This is a genomic window from Haloarchaeobius amylolyticus, assembly GCF_026616195.1.
Lineage (GTDB): Archaea > Halobacteriota > Halobacteria > Halobacteriales > Natrialbaceae > Haloarchaeobius > Haloarchaeobius amylolyticus.
Genome location: NZ_JANHDH010000002.1, coordinates 186,550 through 206,445, shown reverse-complemented (window position 1 = coordinate 206,445; position 19,896 = coordinate 186,550). Strand labels below are relative to the sequence as shown.

The 19,896-nt window shown below is 68.1% G+C and carries 29 protein-coding genes; 13 read left to right on the top strand and 16 right to left on the bottom strand.

Going from position 1 to position 19,896, the window contains the following annotated elements; genetic code table 11:
- Positions 1 to 53: 53 nt before the first annotated feature.
- Complete coding sequence (locus NOV86_RS13480) at positions 54 to 542, bottom strand: NUDIX domain-containing protein (protein WP_267642023.1); 489 nt, start codon at positions 540 to 542, stop codon at positions 54 to 56.
- Between the two features lie 53 nt (positions 543 to 595).
- Complete coding sequence (engB, locus tag NOV86_RS13475) at positions 596 to 1,213, bottom strand: GTP-binding protein EngB (RefSeq protein WP_267642021.1); 618 nt, start codon at positions 1,211 to 1,213, stop codon at positions 596 to 598.
- A 128-nt stretch (positions 1,214 to 1,341) separates the two neighbouring features.
- On the opposite strand from engB, the gene NOV86_RS13470 reads away from it, so the two are divergent.
- The 3 genes from NOV86_RS13470 (at position 1,342) to NOV86_RS13460 (ending at position 3,892) form a co-directional block, all read left to right on the top strand.
- Positions 1,342 to 1,602 carry a hypothetical protein gene (locus NOV86_RS13470; RefSeq protein WP_267642019.1) on the top strand — a complete coding sequence of 87 codons (261 nt, stop codon included), beginning with the start codon at positions 1,342 to 1,344 and terminating at the stop codon, positions 1,600 to 1,602.
- Positions 1,603 to 1,795: 193 nt separating this feature from the next.
- Positions 1,796 to 3,106 (top strand): TIGR00341 family protein, encoded by a 1,311-nt coding sequence (locus tag NOV86_RS13465; RefSeq protein WP_267642018.1) that lies wholly within the window; start codon positions 1,796 to 1,798, stop codon positions 3,104 to 3,106.
- Positions 3,107 to 3,157: 51 nt separating this feature from the next.
- Entirely contained in the window at positions 3,158 to 3,892 is a 735-nt protein-coding gene (locus NOV86_RS13460; RefSeq protein WP_267642017.1) for an SIMPL domain-containing protein, read from the top strand.
- Positions 3,893 to 3,898: 6 nt separating this feature from the next.
- Here the strand turns inward: NOV86_RS13460 and NOV86_RS13455 are convergent, their stop codons facing one another.
- From NOV86_RS13455 to NOV86_RS13430, 6 genes are all read right to left on the bottom strand, one after another.
- Positions 3,899 to 4,861 (bottom strand): NOG1 family protein, encoded by a 963-nt coding sequence (locus NOV86_RS13455; RefSeq protein ID WP_267642016.1) that lies wholly within the window; start codon positions 4,859 to 4,861, stop codon positions 3,899 to 3,901.
- A 100-nt stretch (positions 4,862 to 4,961) separates the two neighbouring features.
- On the bottom strand, positions 4,962 to 5,837 hold the full coding sequence (locus NOV86_RS13450) for an N-acetylmuramoyl-L-alanine amidase (protein WP_267642015.1): 876 nt from the start codon (positions 5,835 to 5,837) through the stop codon (positions 4,962 to 4,964).
- 110 nt (positions 5,838 to 5,947) lie between these two features.
- Positions 5,948 to 6,244, bottom strand: a complete 297-nt coding sequence (hisE, locus tag NOV86_RS13445) for a phosphoribosyl-ATP diphosphatase (RefSeq protein ID WP_267642014.1) — start codon at positions 6,242 to 6,244, stop codon at positions 5,948 to 5,950.
- On the bottom strand, positions 6,241 to 6,690 hold the full coding sequence (locus NOV86_RS13440; protein WP_267642013.1) for a bifunctional nuclease family protein: 450 nt from the start codon (positions 6,688 to 6,690) through the stop codon (positions 6,241 to 6,243). Before NOV86_RS13440 ends, hisE begins: the two co-directional genes overlap by 4 nt.
- A gap of 133 nt (positions 6,691 to 6,823) precedes the next feature.
- A complete protein-coding gene (gene pdxT, locus NOV86_RS13435; protein WP_267642011.1) occupies positions 6,824 to 7,441 on the bottom strand; it encodes a pyridoxal 5'-phosphate synthase glutaminase subunit PdxT in 618 nt (205 codons plus the stop codon).
- 61 nt (positions 7,442 to 7,502) lie between these two features.
- Positions 7,503 to 7,664: a preprotein translocase subunit Sec61beta gene (locus tag NOV86_RS13430; protein ID WP_267642009.1), complete on the bottom strand. Its 162-nt coding sequence runs from the start codon at positions 7,662 to 7,664 to the stop codon at positions 7,503 to 7,505.
- Between the two features lie 143 nt (positions 7,665 to 7,807).
- Here NOV86_RS13430 and NOV86_RS13425 point away from each other — a divergent pair, with 143 nt between their 5' ends.
- The 3 genes from NOV86_RS13425 to NOV86_RS23220 all read left to right on the top strand — a co-directional run bounded on the left by NOV86_RS13425 (position 7,808) and on the right by NOV86_RS23220 (position 9,346).
- The gene (locus tag NOV86_RS13425) at positions 7,808 to 8,077 is read left to right on the top strand and encodes a thioredoxin family protein (RefSeq protein ID WP_267642008.1); all 270 of its coding nucleotides are present in this window, start codon (positions 7,808 to 7,810) and stop codon (positions 8,075 to 8,077) included.
- 95 nt (positions 8,078 to 8,172) lie between these two features.
- The gene (locus NOV86_RS13420; RefSeq protein WP_267642007.1) at positions 8,173 to 8,850 is read left to right on the top strand and encodes a helix-turn-helix domain-containing protein; all 678 of its coding nucleotides are present in this window, start codon (positions 8,173 to 8,175) and stop codon (positions 8,848 to 8,850) included.
- A 253-nt stretch (positions 8,851 to 9,103) separates the two neighbouring features.
- Complete coding sequence (locus NOV86_RS23220) at positions 9,104 to 9,346, top strand: helix-turn-helix domain-containing protein (RefSeq protein WP_368408785.1); 243 nt, start codon at positions 9,104 to 9,106, stop codon at positions 9,344 to 9,346.
- Positions 9,347 to 9,760: 414 nt separating this feature from the next.
- On the opposite strand, the gene npdG is transcribed toward NOV86_RS23220, so the two are convergent.
- The 5 genes from npdG to NOV86_RS13390 all read right to left on the bottom strand — a co-directional run bounded on the left by npdG (position 9,761) and on the right by NOV86_RS13390 (position 12,712).
- Positions 9,761 to 10,429 carry an NADPH-dependent F420 reductase gene (gene npdG, locus NOV86_RS13410; RefSeq protein WP_267642006.1) on the bottom strand — a complete coding sequence of 223 codons (669 nt, stop codon included), beginning with the start codon at positions 10,427 to 10,429 and terminating at the stop codon, positions 9,761 to 9,763.
- A 75-nt stretch (positions 10,430 to 10,504) separates the two neighbouring features.
- Positions 10,505 to 10,906, bottom strand: a complete 402-nt coding sequence (locus NOV86_RS13405; protein WP_267642004.1) for a hypothetical protein — start codon at positions 10,904 to 10,906, stop codon at positions 10,505 to 10,507.
- Between the two features lie 34 nt (positions 10,907 to 10,940).
- On the bottom strand, positions 10,941 to 11,327 hold the full coding sequence (locus tag NOV86_RS13400) for a hypothetical protein (RefSeq protein WP_267642003.1): 387 nt from the start codon (positions 11,325 to 11,327) through the stop codon (positions 10,941 to 10,943).
- A 37-nt stretch (positions 11,328 to 11,364) separates the two neighbouring features.
- Positions 11,365 to 12,240, bottom strand: a complete 876-nt coding sequence (locus NOV86_RS13395; RefSeq protein WP_267642002.1) for a TIGR01548 family HAD-type hydrolase — start codon at positions 12,238 to 12,240, stop codon at positions 11,365 to 11,367.
- A 70-nt stretch (positions 12,241 to 12,310) separates the two neighbouring features.
- Positions 12,311 to 12,712: a UPF0146 family protein gene (locus tag NOV86_RS13390; protein ID WP_267642001.1), complete on the bottom strand. Its 402-nt coding sequence runs from the start codon at positions 12,710 to 12,712 to the stop codon at positions 12,311 to 12,313.
- Between the two features lie 39 nt (positions 12,713 to 12,751).
- Here NOV86_RS13390 and NOV86_RS13385 point away from each other — a divergent pair, with 39 nt between their 5' ends.
- Together NOV86_RS13385 and NOV86_RS13380 are read left to right on the top strand one after the other, a co-directional pair.
- Positions 12,752 to 13,273 carry an archaemetzincin family Zn-dependent metalloprotease gene (locus tag NOV86_RS13385; RefSeq protein WP_267642000.1) on the top strand — a complete coding sequence of 174 codons (522 nt, stop codon included), beginning with the start codon at positions 12,752 to 12,754 and terminating at the stop codon, positions 13,271 to 13,273.
- Positions 13,274 to 13,282: 9 nt separating this feature from the next.
- Positions 13,283 to 13,993 (top strand): hypothetical protein, encoded by a 711-nt coding sequence (locus tag NOV86_RS13380; protein WP_267641999.1) that lies wholly within the window; start codon positions 13,283 to 13,285, stop codon positions 13,991 to 13,993.
- 7 nt (positions 13,994 to 14,000) lie between these two features.
- On the opposite strand, the gene NOV86_RS13375 is transcribed toward NOV86_RS13380, so the two are convergent.
- From NOV86_RS13375 to NOV86_RS13365, 3 genes are all read right to left on the bottom strand, one after another.
- Positions 14,001 to 15,317 carry a hypothetical protein gene (locus NOV86_RS13375; RefSeq protein WP_267641998.1) on the bottom strand — a complete coding sequence of 439 codons (1,317 nt, stop codon included), beginning with the start codon at positions 15,315 to 15,317 and terminating at the stop codon, positions 14,001 to 14,003.
- A 64-nt stretch (positions 15,318 to 15,381) separates the two neighbouring features.
- Positions 15,382 to 17,196, bottom strand: a complete 1,815-nt coding sequence (locus NOV86_RS13370; protein ID WP_267641997.1) for a ribosome biogenesis/translation initiation ATPase RLI — start codon at positions 17,194 to 17,196, stop codon at positions 15,382 to 15,384.
- A gap of 2 nt (positions 17,197 to 17,198) precedes the next feature.
- Positions 17,199 to 17,528, bottom strand: coding sequence for an EMC6-like membrane protein (locus tag NOV86_RS13365; protein ID WP_267641996.1), 330 nt, complete (start codon positions 17,526 to 17,528; stop codon positions 17,199 to 17,201).
- 114 nt (positions 17,529 to 17,642) lie between these two features.
- Between NOV86_RS13365 and NOV86_RS13360 the strand changes: the two genes are divergently transcribed.
- From NOV86_RS13360 to NOV86_RS13340, 5 genes are all read left to right on the top strand, one after another.
- Positions 17,643 to 17,921 (top strand): MarR family transcriptional regulator, encoded by a 279-nt coding sequence (locus NOV86_RS13360; RefSeq protein WP_267643114.1) that lies wholly within the window; start codon positions 17,643 to 17,645, stop codon positions 17,919 to 17,921.
- A 104-nt stretch (positions 17,922 to 18,025) separates the two neighbouring features.
- Positions 18,026 to 18,457: a type IV pilin domain-containing protein gene (locus NOV86_RS13355; protein ID WP_267641994.1), complete on the top strand. Its 432-nt coding sequence runs from the start codon at positions 18,026 to 18,028 to the stop codon at positions 18,455 to 18,457.
- Positions 18,458 to 18,526: 69 nt separating this feature from the next.
- Entirely contained in the window at positions 18,527 to 18,931 is a 405-nt protein-coding gene (locus NOV86_RS13350) for a hypothetical protein (RefSeq protein WP_267641993.1), read from the top strand.
- 61 nt (positions 18,932 to 18,992) lie between these two features.
- Entirely contained in the window at positions 18,993 to 19,538 is a 546-nt protein-coding gene (locus NOV86_RS13345; protein WP_267641991.1) for a hypothetical protein, read from the top strand.
- Between the two features lie 102 nt (positions 19,539 to 19,640).
- Positions 19,641 to 19,871: a DUF6199 family natural product biosynthesis protein gene (locus NOV86_RS13340; protein WP_267641988.1), complete on the top strand. Its 231-nt coding sequence runs from the start codon at positions 19,641 to 19,643 to the stop codon at positions 19,869 to 19,871.
- The last annotated feature ends 25 nt before the right edge of the window (positions 19,872 to 19,896 follow it).

Sequence of the window (19,896 nt, the reverse complement as noted above, 5' to 3'; positions counted from 1 at the left end):
CATGTCGCCACTCCGGGGTGACGAATCGCCTGAGTCAGGGACAGTCGACAGTATCACCACCCGAGGGTGCGCCGACGCTCGTCGCTCAGGGCGACGAAGGCGGCGGTCCACTCCGGGACGTCGGGATGGCCCTCGACCGCGGTGGGCGTGAGCCAGTGCAGGTCGGCGACCTCGTCGGGGGCCGCGACGTGTGCCTCGCCGTCCTCGTGGCGCGCGAGGAAGACGACGTTGAGGCAGGGGTCGCCGCCGTCGGTGACGAAGGCGTTGCTCTGGACGTACCGCAGGTCCGTGACGGCGAGGCCGACCTCCTCCCGGACCTCCCGGTGGACGGTGCTCTCGAGCGCGCTGGTGTCGTGGTCGGTGCGTTCGACCTTGCCGCCGACGAGGGCGAGGGTGCCTGCGGCGTGGTCCTCCTCGACAGCACGCTCGGCGAGCAGGTACTCCCCGTCGCGGTAGATGGCGGCCTCGACGTTCACGACGTAGCGTCCGGCAGATGTCATCGTCTTGTCGTCTCTGGCGAGGTACTTATCACCATCGGCCATCCGGAGAGGGCGACCCGGCGACCCGGAGATCGTCGGGCAGCGGTCCGGCAGGCTCAGAAGAACTTCAGCAGGTCGTCGCGCTTCTGGTCGTGGAGGATGTCTCGGACGGCCTCCTCGAAGGCGGTGATGCGGCCCTGCTTCGCCGAGATGGGCGCGATGGTGTCCTGCCACTGCTTCCACGGTGGGTAGAGTCCGAGGCGGTCACAGAGGTCGTTCAGGCGCTCGTCCCGGTCGTCGACCTTGTCCATCTTGTTCACCGCGACGACCGTCGGGACGCCGAGTTCCTGCAGGAAGTGGAACATCTCCACGTCGTAGGGGATGGAGTCCGGGCCGGAGTGGCGGTCGATGATGTCGATGACGCTCTTGCCGTCGACGACGACGACGCCGACGAGGAAGTGGTCGGCGTACTCCTCGAGGTAGTGGACGATGTCGTCCTTGATGGCCTCGCGGCGCTCCTCCTCGACCCCGGACATGAAGCCGAACCCCGGCAGGTCGGTGACCATGAAGTCCTCCGCGGCCCAGTCGTAGTGGTTGGGCGAGCGCGTCACGCCGGGCTTGCCACCCGTATCGAAGCGGTGCCCGGTGAGCTCGCGCATCAGCGTCGACTTGCCGACGTTCGACCGCCCTACCAGGACGACCTCGGCTTCGCGGTTCGGGCGGTTCTCGAACATGCACGGTCGTAGCCCGAGCACGGGCAAAAACGTGTCTGGTTCGGTCGCGGGGTCGCCACCCATCCCTGACTCCCCACCAGCCGCGGTCGAACGCTGGGACTATGGCCCCCACGCCCTTCGGGTGGCATATGGCTCCCGGTGAATCGCTCGCGGCGCTGTCGGTCGGCGTCGTCGACGCCCTGTTGCCCGCGACGCTCGCGGCACTGCTCGGCTACCTGTTCGCAGCCTACGCCCTCCCGACCGACACCGCGCTCATGTTCACCGCCCTCCTCACCGGTATCGTCTTCGTCGGCCTGACCGTCCACGGCTACAACCAGTTCCGGCACCGGCGCTGGCTCTTCCCGGCGACGAAGTGGCTGGTCGGGGCCGTCCGCGGGCTCAAGCCCTGAACCGGACAGGACCAGCCGACCCTTCTTATCCCATGCCGCAGCCATCCCCGGTATGCACTGACCGTCGCTGCCGGGGGGTCCGCGGGTGTGCGACGCCCTCCCTGGCAGCATGCAGTTCGCGTCGCCTGTTCGCCACCCACGAGCGACCCCGCCGAGCGGGAGCTATTTCTATCAGCCTTCCGTCGGCACTGACGTGCGACTCGTCCAGGTCATGATCCCGGCGGGCAAGCGCGAGGCCGTCCTCGACGTCCTCGACGACGAGGGCATCGACTACGTGCTCACCGACGAGACGAGTGGCCGGAAGTACACCGGCGTCGTCTCCTTCCCGCTCCCCTCCGAGGCCGTCGAACCCATCCTCCAGGAGCTCCGCGAGGCCGGTATCGAGCGCCAGTCCTACACCGTCGTCGTCGACGCCGAGACGGTCGTCTCCCAGAAGTTCGAGCGCCTCCAGGAGCGCTACGCCGAGGAGGAGGAGACGACCAAGCGCATCTCCCGCGAGGAGCTCAAGTCACAGGCAAGGGAGATGGCCCCGGAGCTGCCGGCGTACGTCCTGTTGACGGTCGTGAGCGTCGTCATCGCGACCGCCGGCGTGTTGCTCGACTCGGCCGCCGTCGTCGTCGGCTCGATGGTCATCGCGCCACTCATCGGGCCCGCGATGGCGGCGAGCGTCGGGACCGTCCTCGACGACGCCGACCTGTTCGCCCGCGGTGCGCGCCTCCAGCTGCTCGGGCTGGGGATCGGCATCGTCGCGGCCGCGGTCTTCACCGCGATGCTCAAGACGTTCCACCTCATCCCCCCGATGGACATCCTGATCGTCGGACAGGTTCAGGAGCGACTGCGCCCGGACATCCTCTCGCTGGCGGTGGCACTCGGCGCCGGTATCGCCGGCGCGATGTCGATGCGCTCGGGCGTGTCGGCCTCACTGGTCGGCGTCATGATCGCGGTGGCGCTCGTCCCGCCGCTCGCCGTCGTCGGCATCGGCATCGCCTACGGGAAGCCACTGGTCGTCCTCGGCGCGACCGTGCTCGTGCTGGTCAACGTCCTCTCCATCAACCTCGCCGCGACGGCCACGCTCTGGTACTCCGGCTACCGCCCCGAGCGCTGGCTCCGGCTCGACGACGCCCGGACCGCGACCATCAAGCGCGCGACCATCCTCGTCGCCTCCATCGCGGTCCTCTCGGTGTTCCTCGGCGGCGTCACCTACATGTCCTACACCACGGCCGCCATCGAGGACGACATGGTCGCCGGGGTCGAGACGACCGTCGCCGACAACCCCGAGCTCCGGCTGGTCGACGTCGACCTCGTCCACGACGAGAACCTCTACGAGCGCGTCTTCGACCCGCGCCCGGAGCGGGTCATCGTCACCCTCGCCAGGCCACCCGGCGAGACCTACCCCGGACTGCCGGAACGACTCCGCGAGACAGTAGTGAACGGCGACGACGTGGTGGTCGAGGTCCGGTACATGGAGTACCAGTCGGCGGGGAACGCGACCGAAACCGCGTAACCCGTGGGTGCTCGACAGTTCTTCTCGGTTGCCCGCCTACCAGAGCGTAGCATGAACCTGAAACTCGCGGTCGCGCTCGTGGCCCTGCTGGTCACGACCGCCGGCTGCCTCGGTATGGCCGGCCCCATCGGCGACGGAACGACCGTCGCCAGTACCGACGACGGTGACGCGGCGAGCACCGTCTCCGTCTCGGGCACCGGGACCGTCTCCGCGCCCGCCGACCTCGTGGTCGTCTCCATCGCGGTCGAACGCGAGGGCAAGACCGCCGACAGCGCCCGCACGTTCGCCGCCCAGGACGCGACGAAGATGCGTGACGCGCTCCGCGCGGCCGGCATCCCCGACGAGGACGTCGAGACGACGAGCTACCGGCTCGTCCCGCAGTACGACTACAAGGACGGCCGGCAACTCGTCGGCTACACCGCCGTCCACGCCTACGAGGTGTCGAGCAAGAACGTGAGCGACGCCGGGCGCATCATCGACGTCGCCGTCGCCAACGGCGCGGCCCGCGTCGACAGCGTCTCGTTCAGGCTGAGCGACGAGCGCATCGCCGAGTTGCGGACCGACGCCATCGCGAAGGCCGTGACCGCCGCCGAAGGGGACGCGAACGCTGCCGCGGCTGCGGCTGGCGTCTCCATCACGAAGGTCAAGAGCATCAGCGTCTCCGGTGGCGGCTACCAGCCGCCGTACCCGGTGTACCGGAGCGCGGAGGCCGACGCCGCGACGACGCTCGAACCCGGCCCCATCGACGTCGAGGTGACCGTCAGCGTCGTCTACGAGGTCGCCTGAGTCGACTCAGCCGTCGAAGGGCAGTTCGGGCTCGTACCCGACCGCCTCGACCGCGGCATCGAGCACGGTGTCGAGGTTCTCGTCCTCGGTGACGCTCATGTAGTAGTCCGCCTCGACGTCGCGTGAGACGTCGCTCTTGTTGCAGACCGTGATGACCGGCACGTCGTCGAACTGGTCCTCGACCGCCGCCAGCAGCTCCAGCTGTGCCTCGATGGGGTAGCCGCAGTTCGCGCTGGCGTCGAGGACGAACAGCACGCAGTCCGCGAGGTGCGTGAGCGCGGAGACCGCCTGGGCCTCGATGTCGTTGCGCTCCTGCGGGGGCCGGTCGAGCAGTCCCGGCGTGTCGACGATCTGGTAGCGGATGTGCTGGCGCTCGAAGTGGCCGACGCCGATACCTTTCGTCGTGAACGGGTAGGTCGCGGTCTCGTGGCGGGCGCGGGTGACCGCGTTCACGAACGAGGACTTGCCGACGTTCGGGTAGCCGGCGACGACGATGGCCGGCTCGTCCGGGTCGATGTCGGGCAGGATCTTCAACTCGTCACGGGCCGCCCCGATGCGGAGCAGGTCGTCTTCGACCTCCTCGACCACGTCCGCGAGGCGGGCGAACGCCTGCTTTCGGAACTTTCGGGCGGTCTCGAGGTCGTTGCGACGGATCTTGCCCTCGTACTCCTGGCGGATCTCGGCGGTCTTGCGGGAGGCCCAGGTGACCTCCGAGAGCGACTGCCGGAGTTCGTCGACGTCGACCAGCGCGTCGGCGAGTTCGTAGTAGAACGGGTCGACCTCGTCGAAGTCCGGCCAGGCGGTGACGACGTTCTCCAGGTTGTCCGAGAGGATGTTCGACGCCGTCTGGAGCATCGACGTCTGGGCGTCGTGTCCCGACTTGGCCCGGCCTGTCCGGGCGGCGCGGGAGAACGCCTTGTCGATGAGTTCCTCCGACCGTGGTGTCGTCGGAAGGTTCTCGAAAATCATGCACGGTGCTACGACAGTCGCGCATAAAAGCGCGTTTATCGTGTGTTCCGCGTGCGAGAGCGACACGCGGAAGGTCGTCTCTCCCGGGGGTCGGCGCCCGTCAGGCGTAGCCCGCGTCGAGGTACGCCTCGACCGACCAGCCCCAGATGTCGTCCTCGAGCCAGTGCAGCCCCCACCAGGTGTAGCCGTCCTCGTCGGTCGGCCCGTTGACGATCTCGGCGTTCGAGCCGGTCGGCATCGTCGCGACGATGGGGGAGTCGGTACCGGGCTGTTCGCGGGTGTTCAGGTCGGCGGTGCAGTGGACGATGTCGCCGTCGGACCAGCCGGTGTCGCCGCCACCGCCGGAGCCGTCGGTCACGAGCGACATGAAGTAGTCCCAGTCCCAGGTGTCGCCGGGGTCGTACTTGCCGCCGGTGACCTGCGAGCAGTCGTTGGGGTCGGGCACCTGGCTGTGGCCGATGATGCCGCCCTCGCCCGAGTAGGCCGAGCAGGGTGCGAGGTCGTACGTCGGATGCTGTTTGGGGATGTCGAAGGTGTCACAGACGTAGCGGGCGACCTCGGCGGCCTGCTGGTAGATGGTGTCGCCGAAGTTCGTCTCGTCCGCGTAGCCCTCGAGTTCGATGGAGACGCCCGTCTCGTTGTACTCCCAGTTGCCCTGGGTCCACGCGATGTCCTCCAGCCGGACCATCTTCGTTATCTGGTCGGCGGACTCCCCGACCACGTAGTGCGAACTCACGTTCGCGTCGGGGTTCTGGAACCAGCTGATACAGCCCTCGTAGGAGCCCTCGATGGTGTGCATCACGAGCCAGCGCATGTCGCTCGCGGTCCGGCTCGCGTTGGTGTAGTTGCTCGAGTCGGCCGGCTCCCAGCGGTCCGCGACCGCCGCGGCAGCCGTGGAGGCCGTCGCACCGACGACGCCGACCGCGCCGAGTGATGCGCCCGTCGCCTTCAGGAAGGAACGCCTGTCGTGTCGCATGGCGTGGGAAGCCATGACAGGGGCTCGCGGAAAAGCGGTTCCAAACTTCCCCCTAGTTCATGGCTGTTTGTTCTGGTAATTGCTATTAGAAATTCGGCTCGGGGAGGGAGTCACCGCCGCTCCGCCAGTTCCTCACGCAGGTCGCTCACGTCCATGTCCTTCATCGAGAGCAGGACGAGCAGGTGGTAGACGATGTCGGCGCCCTCGTGGGCGATCTCCTCGTGGTCGTCGTCCTTCGCGGCGAGGATGAGTTCGGTCGCCTCTTCGCCCAGTTTCTCCAGCACCGCGTTCTCGCCCTTCTCGTGGGTGAACAGGCTGGCGGTGTAGGAGTCCTCGGGGAGCGTTGCCTTGCGGTCTTCGATGACCGCGAACAGGTCGTCGAGAATCGCGTCTGTGTCCTCTGTCATGCGTAGTCGGCTACCTCGCGGATGTCGTCGAGCATCTCGAACTCGGACGGGTCACGCTTGCCGTCCTCGTACACGTCCTCCTCGACCTCGAGGGGCGCGTTGGTCCGGGCGGCCAGCGCGAGCGAGTCGCTCGGCCGGGCGTCGATGACCACGTCGCCCCGCGGGGTGTTGATGTGCAGGTCGGCGATGTAGGTGCCCGACTCGACACGGCTCACGACCACCCGGGTCACGCGGCCGCCGAGTTCCTCCATCACGTCCAGCAGGAGGTCGTGCGTGAGCGGGCGGCCGATGTCGGTGGCGTCCAGTCCGCGGACGATGGCGATGGCCTCGTCGAACCCGATGAAGATGGGTAACACGTCGTCGTCCTCCTCGACCTCGAGGACGACGACAGGGACGGGACCGTCCTGCGTCCCGGCGACACGGACCGTGTCGATGGATGCCTTCATAGCCCGACGGAAGGGAGCCAGAAAGAAAAGTCTGCGTTCTCGGCCTTCGCCTCGTCGGGACCCGACCCCGCCGGCGGACCCGTGGCCAGTCGCCGGACGGACGGCTCGCCCATCCGACCGACGACGCGGTGTGCTACTGGCGCGCCAGCTGCTCGGCCTCGTCGGCCGCGTCCGCGAAGAACGCCAGCCGGTGGATGCGCACGTCCGGCGTGAGTTCGGGGTGGAACGAGGTGCCGACGACCGGGCCGTCCCGGACCGCGACCGGCTTGCCGTCCCACTCCGCGAGCACCTCGACGTCCGCGCCGACCTCGTCGATGAGGGGGGCACGGATGAACACCGCCGGGAAGGGTTCGTCGAGGCCGTCGACGTCGAGCGGGGCCTCGAAACTGTCCTTCTGGCGGCCGAAGGCGTTCCGGTCGACGGTCACGTCGAGGAGGTCGAGCGTGTCGACGCGGTCGTCCTTCGCGTCGGTCGAGGCGACGATGAGCCCGGCACAGGTCGCGAGCAGCGGCTTGCCGGCCTCGACGTGGTCGATTATCTCCTCCGCGATGCCCTCCTCGTGGAGGAGCCGGGAGATGGTCGTCGATTCGCCGCCGGGGAGCAACAACAGGTCGCAGTCGGGGACGATGCCCGCGTCCCGTATCTCGTGGACCGTCACGTCCTCGCCGTGGGCCTCGCCAGCACGCCGGATGGCGTCGGCGTGTTCGGAGACGTCGCCCTGGACGGCGACGACACCAGCTGTCAGCGTCATACCCCGAGGTAACGACCGGTCGAAGAAAAGCGTCGTGTTCGGCGGCGGGTCGGCCGCGCCCTTACAGCGCGACGCGCATGACCATCACGAGCGCCCCGAAGAAGATGCCGAAGGCGACGATGGTCTTCGGGTCGACTCGGATGGCGTTGCGGTCCTCGGCGTCGAAGTACCGGACGAGTCCGGCACTCGACATGAGGCCGCCGGAGTTCTGTCCCTTGCTCATGTCCGTCCCTCCCGTCCGCGTGCCTCTAAGTCTTTCGACACGGTTCCGGGGGTCGGCGAGGGGGTCGCGGTCGTGCAGGCTGCCCACCGGAGCGCCCGCGAACCAAACCCTTATGCGCGGCGCGAGGGAATTTTCGACTCGTTATGGCAGTCACGCTCAAGGACTTCTATGCGGACTGGTGTGGCCCGTGCAAGACGCAAGACCCCATCCTCGAGGAACTCGAGGAGGACTGGGAGGGCCGCTTCACCGTCGAGAAGGTGAACGTCGACGAGGAGCAGGACGTCGCGAACGAGTACCAGGTACGGTCGCTCCCCACCCTCATCATCGAGAACGACGACGGTATCGTCGAGCGCTTCGTCGGCGTCACCCAGCGCGACGACCTCGAGGACGCCCTCGAGAAGGCCGGCGCGTAATCGACAACCACGCGAGGTTTCTTCCCGCTCTCCACCCGCCAGACCCATCTCTGGTAAGCGTACGTTTTTCACACTCGCCCGAGATAGCATACCGCATGGATTCCTCCCGGGGAGCGACCGGACCGGACGAGTCACACATGGTCATCGCCGACGTGACCGTTCCGGCCCACGCCTTCGAACTCGGACGCGTGTTCGAGGCGGTCCCCAACGCCCGGGTCGAACTGGAGCGCATCGTCCCCATCGACGGGGGACGGATGCCACTCATCTGGGTCTCGAACGAGGAACTCGCCGAGGCAAGGGCAAGCCTCGAGGCGTCGCCCGCGACCGCAGAGGTGTTCGAGCGAACCGACGACGGCGACCGGACCCTGTTCGAGGTCCGCTGGACGGACGAACTCGACGGGCTGGTGTCCGTCCTCGAGGAGACGAACGCGAAGTTGCTCGAGGGCACCGGCATCGGTGAGGGATGGGACCTCCGCATCCAGTTCGACCAGCGGAGCGCCCTCCGGGAGTTCCGCGACAGGTGTTCCGAGCGGGACATCAGGGTCATGCTCCGGCGCCTCTACAACCCGCACCTCCCCAGCGACACCGCGCTCCTCTCCGACGAACAGCGCGAGGCCCTCGTCCTGGCGTTCGAGCGCGGCTACTTCGAGGTGCCCCGACGGACGAGCGCGCGGGAACTCGGGCAGGAGCTGGGCATCAGCGACAATGCCTTCTCCCAGCGTCTCCGCCGGGGCCTCTCGGCACTGATCGAGTCGACGCTCGTCGGCCGATAAACACGGCCTTCGATATCGAACCCGTGCCTCGATATCGAACCGGGGTCGCGCCACTCACCGAGGAGGTGGCCCCCCTCACGGAGGACGGCAAGCGGCTGCTGTTCGAGGTGCGCTGGAGCACGGACGTCGACGGCTTCATCAGGGCGCTCCTCGAGACCAGGGCGAAGATGCTGGAGGGCGAGAACATCGGCGACGGCTGGGACTTCCGGCTGCAGTTCCCGAGCCACGACGACCTCTCTGAGTTCCGTCGCCTCTGCGACCGGCAGGAGGTCCCCCGACGGCTGTACAACCCGCACTTCCCCCGCGACGGGAACTCCATGTCGACCGAACAGCAGGAGGCCATCCTGCTGGTCTACGAACGGGCTACTTCCAGGTCCCTCGCAACGGCAACGTCGACGAACTGGCCGAAGTCGTCGGAATCAGCGACAATGCCTTCTCCCAGCGCCTCCGCCGGGGCCTCTCGAATCTCGCCTACGAGACGATGGTGAACCACTGAGACCGGTTCGACGACGGAATCGGTTCGACCCCGAAGGATGGCCCCTGCTCGCGCCGGGTACGCCGCCGTCAGGCATCGCGGGAACCCCGGTCCCGGCGGAGGACCGACCGTGTGTCCCGTGACTTCGATGTCGAAGGAAACGCCCGTCACCCGTGCGACCGAATACCAGACTGCGGGAGCGGAGAAGCACCGGCGGCTGCCAGTGTCGAGAACACCGTCGAAGGGGGGTGGTGTTCCTGGACGCCGTCGTAGGGGGTGGTGTCCCGGGGGGACGACGCCGGCGGCTTCGCGACGCTTCGAGCACCGTCACCGTGAAGACGGTGCGCTGGTCTCCCGCTTCGTTCTACCAGAAGACAGCGTCGTCGTGACCGACGGGGCCGTCCCCGGACCGGCGACAGTCGGTGTCGGTCCCGCTCAGTCGAACTTGACACCCACGTCGTGCATCCCGTCGTTGTAGCGGGCGATGTTGATGACGAGGGGCGTGATGCTCTCTACCTCTGCCGCGTTGGCCAGCGGGCCGGCGTCGAGCGAGCGCAGCCCCTCGATCTCGTCGGCGAGCTGGCGCACGATGTCCTTGGCGTCCGGGTCGTCGCCGATGACGAGCGTGTCGAGGTCGAGGTCGGCGTCGAGGTTCGCGAGGCGGTCCGCCGAGAGGTTGTGGAACGCGCCGACCGTCGAGACGTCGTCGGGTGCGGCGTTCGCGGCGAGGGCCGTCACCGACCCCGCGCCGGGGCGGTGGTAGTGCATGCCGTCCTCGTCGCCCTTCATGCCGACTGCGGGCGAGACGAGGATGGTGTCCTCGTCGAGCTTGTCCGCGACGCTCTCGACCGTGTCCGCGACGTGGTACGGCGGGACCGCGAGGACGACGACGTCGGCGCGGTCGGCCGCCATCTCGTTGGCGAAGCCGTTGACCTTCACGTCGACGCCGCGGCTGTCGAGTTCGGTCTCGTACTCCTCGGCCATCGTGCGCGCCTTCTCGGGGTCGCGCGACCCGATGAGTACCTCGTGGTCCGTGTCGTAGGCCCAGCGCAGGGCGAGCCCCTGTCCGATGTCACCCGTGCCGCCGAGTAGTGCGATTCGCATACCTGTGTCGTGGTCCCGGACGGGAAATAAGGGTTCGGAGTCGGCAGCCCGGGCCGGTGTCAGAAGCGCGCGGCGTCAGGAGAACAGGCCGTGGAGCCGGTCGAAGACGCCGTAGTAGATGATGACCTCGGCGAGGAGGAACAGGCCGCCGACGCTGCCGGCGACCGCCCCGAGCTGGTACTCCTGTCTGAGGTCCCAGAGCATCGCCGGGTCGAGCCGGCTGAACGCCGCGCCGGCGAGTATCAGCAGGCCGAGCAGGCAGCCCGCGAACAGCCAGAGCCGGTTGGGACTCCGGCCCTCGGCGGGGTTCTCTTTCGTCGCGACGTGGTACCCGAGCAGGAGCGTCAGGGGCAACGCAGCGCCGACGTACGCCATCGTGCTGAACACGTCGGGCGGACTGAACGTGGTGCCACCGACGACCGCGGGTGCGGCCCCGAGCGGGACCGCCCAGGAGAGCCGGCGGAGTATCAGACTCATCAGCGAAAGATTGTCCCGGTATCGTATAAAACTGCTATTCACTCGGACTGTTTTCACCGAGCCGTCGGCGAACTGGGGCGGCACTCGGGGCGAACCCGAGCCACCCGGCGAGCAGGAACGCGGCGACCAGCAGGAGCGCCAGCTCGACGGCCGAGAGGGTCGGGTCCGGGACCAGGAGGACGCCGAGGATCACCACGCCGAGCGTCGTGACGGCGAACACCCAGAGGTCGCGGACACTCGCGTCGAGCACCTGGTGGCCGTGGCGGGCGAACCAGACGCCGAGGACGAGCGCGAGCGCGACGCTCGGCGCGAGCCACAGCAGTTGCGAGAACGGGTCCGGCGGGGAGAGCCACGCGGGCAGCAGCCACGCGAGGAACAGCAGCGGGAACAGCGACCGGCGGAGGGAGGGCCCGGCAGACATAGACGGGTGTTCCGGCGGCAGAACCGAGAGTCTTCTCCTACTCCTCGACGCCGAGCAGCCCCGGCAGCAGGTTCACGTCGTCGAGGATGGCCTTCGCGCCGTAGGCGACGAACTTCTGCTTGCCCTCGACGCCGGTGAGGCCGCCGGTGAGGACGCCGACGCCGGTGTAGTTCCGGTCCTCGTCCTCCTCGTTCGCCCGCCGGGCCGTGGTCACGTCGTCGATGGTGTCGCCGACGAACACCACGTCCTCGCTGTCGAAGCGCTCCGCGAGCGTCATGAGCGCCCGGGGGTGGGGTTTGCCCTCCTCCCAGTCGTCCATCGTGAAGCGGTGCTCGTCGGGGACGTCAAGCCCGACCCGCGAGAGCGCGATGTCGGCCTCGGCCGCGGGGCGACCCGTGACGACGCCGACGTCGAAGTTCGCCTGGAGCGCCTCGATGGTCTCGGGCTCGATGATGACCGGTTCGTCGTGGATGAACCCCTCGCAGTCGATGTCGGGCTCGCCGCCCTCCAGCGTGCGATAGAGGTCGCTGCCGAGGTAGAGCTGCTGGAACACGTCGCGGAGTCGCTCGGTGTCCCACTCCTCCTTGATGCGCTCGAACGCGTTCGCGCCGACCTCGGACCCCACCACGAGTTCGGCGCTGTCGAGGCCGCCCCCGTGCTCGCGGATCTCGCCGGTGAACTCCTCGAGCGAGAGTGACAGCCCCTCCCGAAGCGCCAGGACGTACAGTGCAGCCGCGTACGTCAGTTCCCAGTCGTTGTTGAACCCACCCGCGTCCTTGAACGACTGGATGTCCTCCTTCCGGATGGTCTGGTCGTAGACGCGCTCGACGGACTCCACGATGGCGCGGCGATAGGAGTCCGCCACGTCCACGAGCACCCCATCGATGTCGAGGACGACCGTATCTGCCTCCATGTTCACGCACACTGGTCCGACGGGTAATGGGCCTATCGGACCGGACAGGCAGGACTACCGGAACCGTCGGTCAGCGCCCCGGGCCGTCACGGGCCACGTACAGCGTATCGGCGGGTATCGTCTCTCGCTCGACCGGAATCGCGGGCTGGTCGCCGCCCAGCGTCGTGAAGACGAAGTCCGCACCCACCCGTTTCGCGACGTCCCAGACGGGCCGGTGCAGCTCGGGCGGGACGTTCAGCGCGTAGATGGCGTCGGCGTCGCGGTAGACAGCGAGGTCGGGGTCGGTCACGTCGTCGCGGACGAACCGGACCCCGTCGGGGACGGGCCGGTCGTACACGTCGGTCGCGGTGACCCGGACGCCGCGCTCTGCGAGGCCGGCGGCCACGTCCGTCCGGTGCCCGACACCGACCTCGACGACGGTCTCGTAGCGTGCTAACCACCCGCAGAGAGCGGGTGTCGAATCGGTCGCCACGGCGGGATGTTTATGCCCGAAGCTGCCTTATCGTTTCTCATGCTCGTTGATATCGTTCCGGTGGGTGACGTATCCGCGCCCGTGAAGCGCGCGGCGTCCGAGGGGCTGCGGACGGTCTACGGCTGCGACGTGACCGTCCACGAGCCCCAGTCGCTGCCCAGTGGCGCGTACGACCCCAAGCGCAACCAGTACTCCGCCGAGGAGTTCATCCAGCTGGCCGAGCGCGTCGGCAACGGGGAGAAGAACATCGCCGTCACCCCCAAGGACCTCTTCTACCGGCGACGCAACTACGTCTTCGGGCTCGCCTATCTCGACGGGAGCGGCAGCGTCGTCTCGACCTACCGGCTCCAGACCTCCAGCGACGGCGGCTTCTCGAACAAGAGCTCCGAGGAGATCTTCGAGGACCGCATCCGCAAGGAGATCGTCCACGAGATCGGGCACACGCTCGGGCTCGAACACTGCGACAACAACCGCTGCGTGATGAACTTCTCACCCACCGTCCGCGAGGTCGACGTGAAAGAGGAGACGCTGTGTGGCTCCTGCCAGCGCATGGTGCTCTGAGGTGCGGTGATGCAGGGGGGTGGGCTCCCGGTCGGCTGGGTTCGCGAGTACGAGGGCCGACACGGTGCCGAATTCTACCACGAAGGTCGCAACCTCACCGTGAGCGTGCTCCCCCGCTACGACTCGCCGGGCGGTCGCGCCAGCGCGATGACGCCCTCGGCCTACGTCGTCCGCGTCCATCGCCTGTTCTCCGCTGACTTCGCGGTCCCGCTGACCGTGGGCACCGCGCGGACCTTCGGCGGCGCGAAGGGGCTCGCGACGAAGTACATGGAGCAGTTCTCCGCCGAGTTCGTCCGCCGGGACGGCCCCGACGACGCGGCCGCCATCGAGGCGCTCTCGGCCGTCGCGGAGTACTCCGACGACCTGCTCGTCAGCGTCGTCCAGTCCCGGACCGACTGGGGCCTGCAGGGCATCGCCCACTGTGCCCCCGGCAGCGTCGAGGTGATCTTCCGCGACGACGACCTGACGCTCTCGGAGGCCGAGGCGACCGGCCTGTACGAGGCGGTCCGGGACGGCACCGCGGCGACGGCCGGCCGGGACCACCCCGTCGGCACCCTGACGACGACCGACGCCGGGACCGTGGTCTGGCTCACGCCGACGGGCGACCCCGAGACGGGGACGCTGTTCCTGTTCGACCCGGACACGCCGCTGTCGGTTCCGGCGTTCTTCGAGGACACGAGCGACATCCTCCGCGGACGGGTGGACAGCCGAGCGCCCTAGCGGCGCCCTAGCGAGCGCGGTAGCCCTCGACGCCCGCCCCCGCCAGCAGCAGGGTCGCCGCGACCAACGCGTAGAGCTGTTCTGCCAGTCCGTTCGGGAGGACGTACTTCGACACCGAGACGACGAACGCGAGCGAGGTGGTCACCGTCGAGCCCTCGTCGACGTTCGAGGCGAGGTCTTCCTCGACGGCGCTCGGGCCGTCGGCGCTCCCGTCGGCCCTGGCGGGCTCGGCGGGGGTCACCCGGTCGGCCTCGTAGGGCAGGTCGCCGGTCTCGACCGCCCAGACGACCTCGCCGTCCTCGTCGAGTTCCACGACCCGGTCGTTGTAGGAGTCGGTGACGAGCGTGTGGCCGTTGGGCAATCGGTCGGCGTCGCGCGGCCAGTCGAACAGGCCGCTACCGCCGGCCTCCCACGTCTTCTCGCCGTCGGGACCGAACTCGACCACGCGGTCGTGCTCGCTGTCGGCCACCAGCAGGGAGCCGTCCCCGAGCCGGTCGGGGTTGTGCTGTTCGTACAGCGGGCCGGCCTCGCCTTCGAACTGGTTCGGGCCGATGACCGGCTCGACGCGAACCGACCCGTTATCGGCGACGTGGAGTTCGACCACGGTGTCGAAGTTCCGCAGACTCACCTGGAAGACGCCCGGTTCGATGCGGTCCACGTCGTTCATGTGCGTCCAGTCGCTCTCCGGGCCCATGTCGGCGGGTCGGTCGTAGGTGTCGGTCGCGTTCCACTGCCACAGTTTCTCGCCGGACGCGTCGACCGCGAACACGCGGTCGTTCCCGAGGTCGACCATGACGTACCGCGGCTCGCCGTCGACCACGTACCGGTCGGCGTCGTGGAGTTCGTGCTCGTGCTTCTCGACGTCGTACCAGGCGTACTCCCAGACCACGTCCGTCGAGTCGCGGTCGACCAGCTGGAGGGCGTTGCGGACGCAGCCGTCGGTCCCGTCGCTGGCGTAGGGCTCGGGACACTCGGTGTCGGGGACGGTGTCGGCCGTCGCGACCTGCACCGTCGAGGCGTCGACCGCCTCCACGTCGAAGACGTCGCCGGGGCCCTCGTACGACCAGACGACCTCGCCCTGTGGCGAGAGTTCGACGACGCGGCCCTCGTCGGCGTAGCCCTGGATGCCGACGAGGGTGTTGTGTTCGGGCGGTTCCTCGGCGACGGTCAGCCGCGGGTCGTCGGGGGCGGTGACGTAGCCGGCGAGCGCGACGGCCAGCAGGACCAGCGCCACGACGAGGAACAGCCGGGCGCGAACGCCGGGCTCGCGGAGCGAAGAGAGGGAGGCCGCGAGCTGTCGGATGTGGGACGGGGACCGTGTCACGGGCTGGGAGAACGTGGTGCGAGAACCTTACCCCTTCGGTTCGATACGACGGTTCGACGACCGGTCAGGGCGCGTAGTAGTACTCGCCCTCGGACTTCTGCTTGCGGTCGAGCTGGGAGTCCGGCTTGTTCACCCGCGGGCGCTTGGTGCGCTCGTCACGGCGGAACGTCACGTCGAGGTTCGCGAGGAACTCGTTCATGCCCGAGCGCATGCCCTGGGGCGTGCCGGCGTGGCCGTGGTGGGCCGGCTCGCCGTCGAACACCATCAGGCGGTCCGCGAGCAGGTCGATCATGTAGATGTCGTGGTCGATGACCATGACCGTCGCGTCCTGGCTCTCGGCGTAGCGCCGGATGGCCCGGGTCGCCTGCACGCGCTGCTCGACGTCGAGGTGTGCGGATGGCTCGTCCAGCAGGTAGAGGTCGGCGTCCTCGGAGAGACACGCCGCGATGGCGACGCGCTGGCGCTCACCGCCGGAGAGGTCGTTCAGGTTCTGCTCCATGATGCGGCCGAGCTGGAGCGGGTTGGCGATCTCCGTCTCCCAGTACGACGAGCCGAACTGGTCGGTGATGGACTGCAGGAAGACGTCGACCCGCATCGGCTGGTCGATCTCGATGTACTGGGGCTTGTAGGAGATGTCGAGCCGGAAGTCCAGCTCGCCTTTCGTGGGCTCGATGCTCCCGTTCAGGAGCTTCGCGAACGTCGACTTCCCGATACCGTTCGGGCCGACGATGCCCAGGACCTCGTTCTCGCGGATCTTGCCGCCCTCGACCTCCAGGCCGAACTCGCCCTCGCCGTAGCTCATCGCGAGGTCGGGGTACTCCGCGATGACCTCGCCCTTGCTGACGGTCCGCGGGGCGTGCTCCTCGAACTTGATGGCGTTCGGCCGGATGCGCATGTTCTCGTTGTCGAGGTAGCCCTTCAGGTACTCGTTGATGCCGTTCCTGACGGACTTCGGCGTCGTGATGACACCGTAGGCCCCCGGCTCACCGTAGGCGATGTGGAGGTTGTCCGCGAGCAGGTCGAGGATGGCCAGGTCGTGTTCGACCACCAGCATCGACCGGTCGCCGTCCTCGGCGAGGTCGCGGATGAGCCGCGCCGCGGTGACGCGCTGGCCGATGTCGAGGTACGGCGTGATCTCGTCCAGGAAGTAGAAGTCGGCGTCCCGGGCGAGGGTGGCCGCCAGCGCGACGCGCTGGAGTTCCCCGCCGGAGAGGTTGTCGATGTCCTGGTCGAGGACCGGCGTGATGGAGAGACGCTCGGTGAGCTGGTCGAGGACGCCGCGCTCGTCGGCGGATTCGAGCAGCGTCCGGGTGACCCCGTCGAACTGCTTGGGAATCTGGTCGACGTACTGCGGCTTGCGGGCGACGGTCACGTCGCCGTCGCGCAGCGACTTCAGGAAGTCCTGCAGCTCGGTGCCGCGGTAGCGGTCGAGGATCTCCTCCCACTCGGGCTCGTGGCCGTAGTCGCCGAGGTTCGGCGCGAGTTCGCCGGCGAGGATGCGGACGGCCGTCGTCTTCCCGATACCGTTCGGGCCGAGGATACCCGTCACGCGACCCTCCTCCGGGGCCGGCAGGCCGTACAGCGAGAAGGCGTTCTCGCCGTAGCGGTGGGCCGGCTCCTCGGAGAGCTCCTGTGGCAGGTTGATGATCTCGATGGCGTCGAACGGGCACTTCTCGACGCAGATACCGCACGTCTCGCCCAGACAGATCTCCTCGGAGATGCGCACCTGGTCCGGCTTGCCCTCCATGGCGTCCTCGCCACGCAGGGTGATGCACTCCTTGCCGGTGCGGTTGGGCGGGCAGTAGTTCTTGCACTCGTAGTTACAGCGGTCGGGCTGGCACCGGTCCAGGTCGACGACCGCGATGCTGTCCTCCGCCATGGTCAGTTCGCCTGTGCGCTGAGCATGATGCCCCACGTGACGAACCACATGGAGAACGTCATGAACGCGATGAAGAGGAAGTCTTTCGCGCCGAAGTCGTCCTTGTAGACGCCGAGCAGCCGCTGGAGTACGGGCTGGACGGCGATAGCGACGAGGACGACCGCCTGTGCGGGCTGGTGGAGGGCGGCCGCTGCTGGAGCCATGTCCCCCGTGAGCCACGCGGAGACGAACGCCGCGGCGACGCCAGCCGCCGCCGACAGCGTCGTGCGCGTGACCGTCCCAAAGTGCTGACCGCCGGAGTCGGTGCCGGAGTCAGCTGTTTCGGTAGCCATGGTCGTTGGTGTGTGACGACCGGTAAAAAGGCGTTCGCTTGTCGATTCGCGCGTGCGTTCCCCGTACCCGTTGGGGTCAATCTTTATGAGCGTGGACGCTTTCGAATCGTAATGATGGCCGCTACAACTGGGGAAGATCTCGAGGAGCTACCGCCGAGCGCGAAGCTCGTCTTCAAGGTACTCGAGTACGACGGGCCACTCACACAGAAACAGATCGTCGAGGAGTCCATGCTCTCCGCACGAACCGTCCGCTACGCCCTCGAACGGCTGCAGGACATCGACCTCGTGAACCAGGACGTGTACTTCGCCGACGCGAGACAGAGTCTCTACGAGATAGACGAGCAAGCGGTCGCGGCCGACGGCGGCGACGCGGAACCCTGCTGCGCGGAGTGAAATCCCTCTCCTTTCGACCACAGCACTGGCCAGTGACGACGCCGCCACGGCCGCCGGCTGCCACAGCCACATGGTACTTGTAGGTCGACCGCGACGCAGGTGATATGACCGACGAGGCGGAGTTCCAGCGCGCCCCACAGGAGAAGCGGACGTGGGTCATCGCGCTGGTGTTCGTGATGCTGGCCGCGAGCGTCCTCGGCGTCGCCGGGGCGTACGTCTTGGGCGGCCAGGAGCCCCTGAACCCACCCGACACCGAGTTCACCTTCGAGCGGACCGGCGAGTCACAGCTCCGCATCACCCACGCCGGCGGGGAGACGCTGACCGCCGGGAACCTCCAGATCGTCGTCGACGACTCCCGGACCACGTGGGACGCGACCGACTTCGCCATCGACGCGGACGCCGACGTGGCCGAGGGCGACTCGACGAGCATCTCGGGCGTCAGACCCGGCCAGACCGTCCAGCTCATCTACGACCGGGGCTCGCGGACCTACGTCGTCGGCGAGTACGACCTGCCAGCCAACGAGACGAGTGGCTGAGGTCCCGGTAGAGCGACCGCCCGCCCGACACCGAACCGCCTTTCTTCCAGCGCTGTCCAATCAGTGTCCATGAACGTCAAACGAATCGTCGTGGTGGTGGTGACGCTCTTCGCCGCCAGTATCGTCGCCGGCACGGTACAGGCGACGCCCATCGCCGGGCTCTCGGAGGCTCAGCGGACCGCCCTCGGCATCGCGTTCTCGACGCCCGCCGGGCTGCTCGTCTTCGGCCTCATCAGTTCGAACTTCGACGTGGACGACTACCTCGAGTCGCGCTCGCGGGCCGCGATGTTCGGCGACCTCGTCTTCGTGGAGCTGGCCGCGGTCATCGTCTCCCTCGGCGCGTCGACCGGGCTGGAAGGCGCACTGCCCGGACTGGCCGGCTGGATCGGCGCCGGTGGCGGCTACTTCGCGGCCTTCATCACGTTCAGCTGGCGGGCCAGCGAGTACCTCGTGAACCCGAACGAGGACGAGTAGCCGGCGACGCGGCGGGGCGACCCGGCACAAAGTACTTGCTATTGTCTAAAAAAACACATGTATGCGACGACGCGTCCTCCTCGTGGCCGGGGCCGGGCTCCTCGGCGGTTGCCTCGGTGACGGAACAGCGGCGGGGACCACCGCGACGACCTCGACCGACCCGACAGCGACGACCACCGCTGGAGACGAGGCCGATGCCCCTGACGGCGTCCCGGTCCCCGATGGCGAGTGTACCGTCGCAGACCTCCCCGACGGGGACTACCCGTCCCTTCCGGGGACGCTGGACGACGACGCCGCGACGGAGTTCGCCATCGCGTTCGAGAAGGCCTACGCCACCGCGGAGCTGGAGACCGACGAGGACGTGCGGGTGTCGGGCTTCGACGGCTGGGACGCGAGGGTGATGGAGCGGTTCGAATCGGGCGTGCTGGTCGCGGCGTCGGTGTCGGTCGACTTCTCGGAGGAAGGCTACGGGACCGGGACGATGCTCGGCAGTACCCCGTCCCACGGCTGGTACTTCGTGACCGAGGGGTACGCCGCGCGAGCCCCCGGCGAGGAGAACCCCGGCGACCCGCCGACGTACACGTGGGAACTCGTCGCTTGCGGGTGAGCGAAACGGCGGATAGACACGGTTTCGTCGCCCTTACGGGAAACTACCAGGTCGGGGCCCCCGAAGCCCTATGTGCCACTTCTCTGTATCTGGTACGAGCGCATGTGCTCTGGAAGCTACTACATCATGGCCCTGCTGGGCATCCTCTTCGCGCCACCCATGGTCCTCTGGCCGACGAGACTGGCGCGGTGGGACGAGATGCTGGGCGCCATCGGGCGACGGCCCAGTGGGGCCGTCGAACCGGCGGCGTGGAAGGTCGCGCTGACGCGGTACGCCGGGGTCGTCTGGACCCTCGTCGGCGTCGGCTCGCTCGTGGCCTGTGAGTTGCTGTGACGGGCTCGAGGTGGTGACGCCCCAG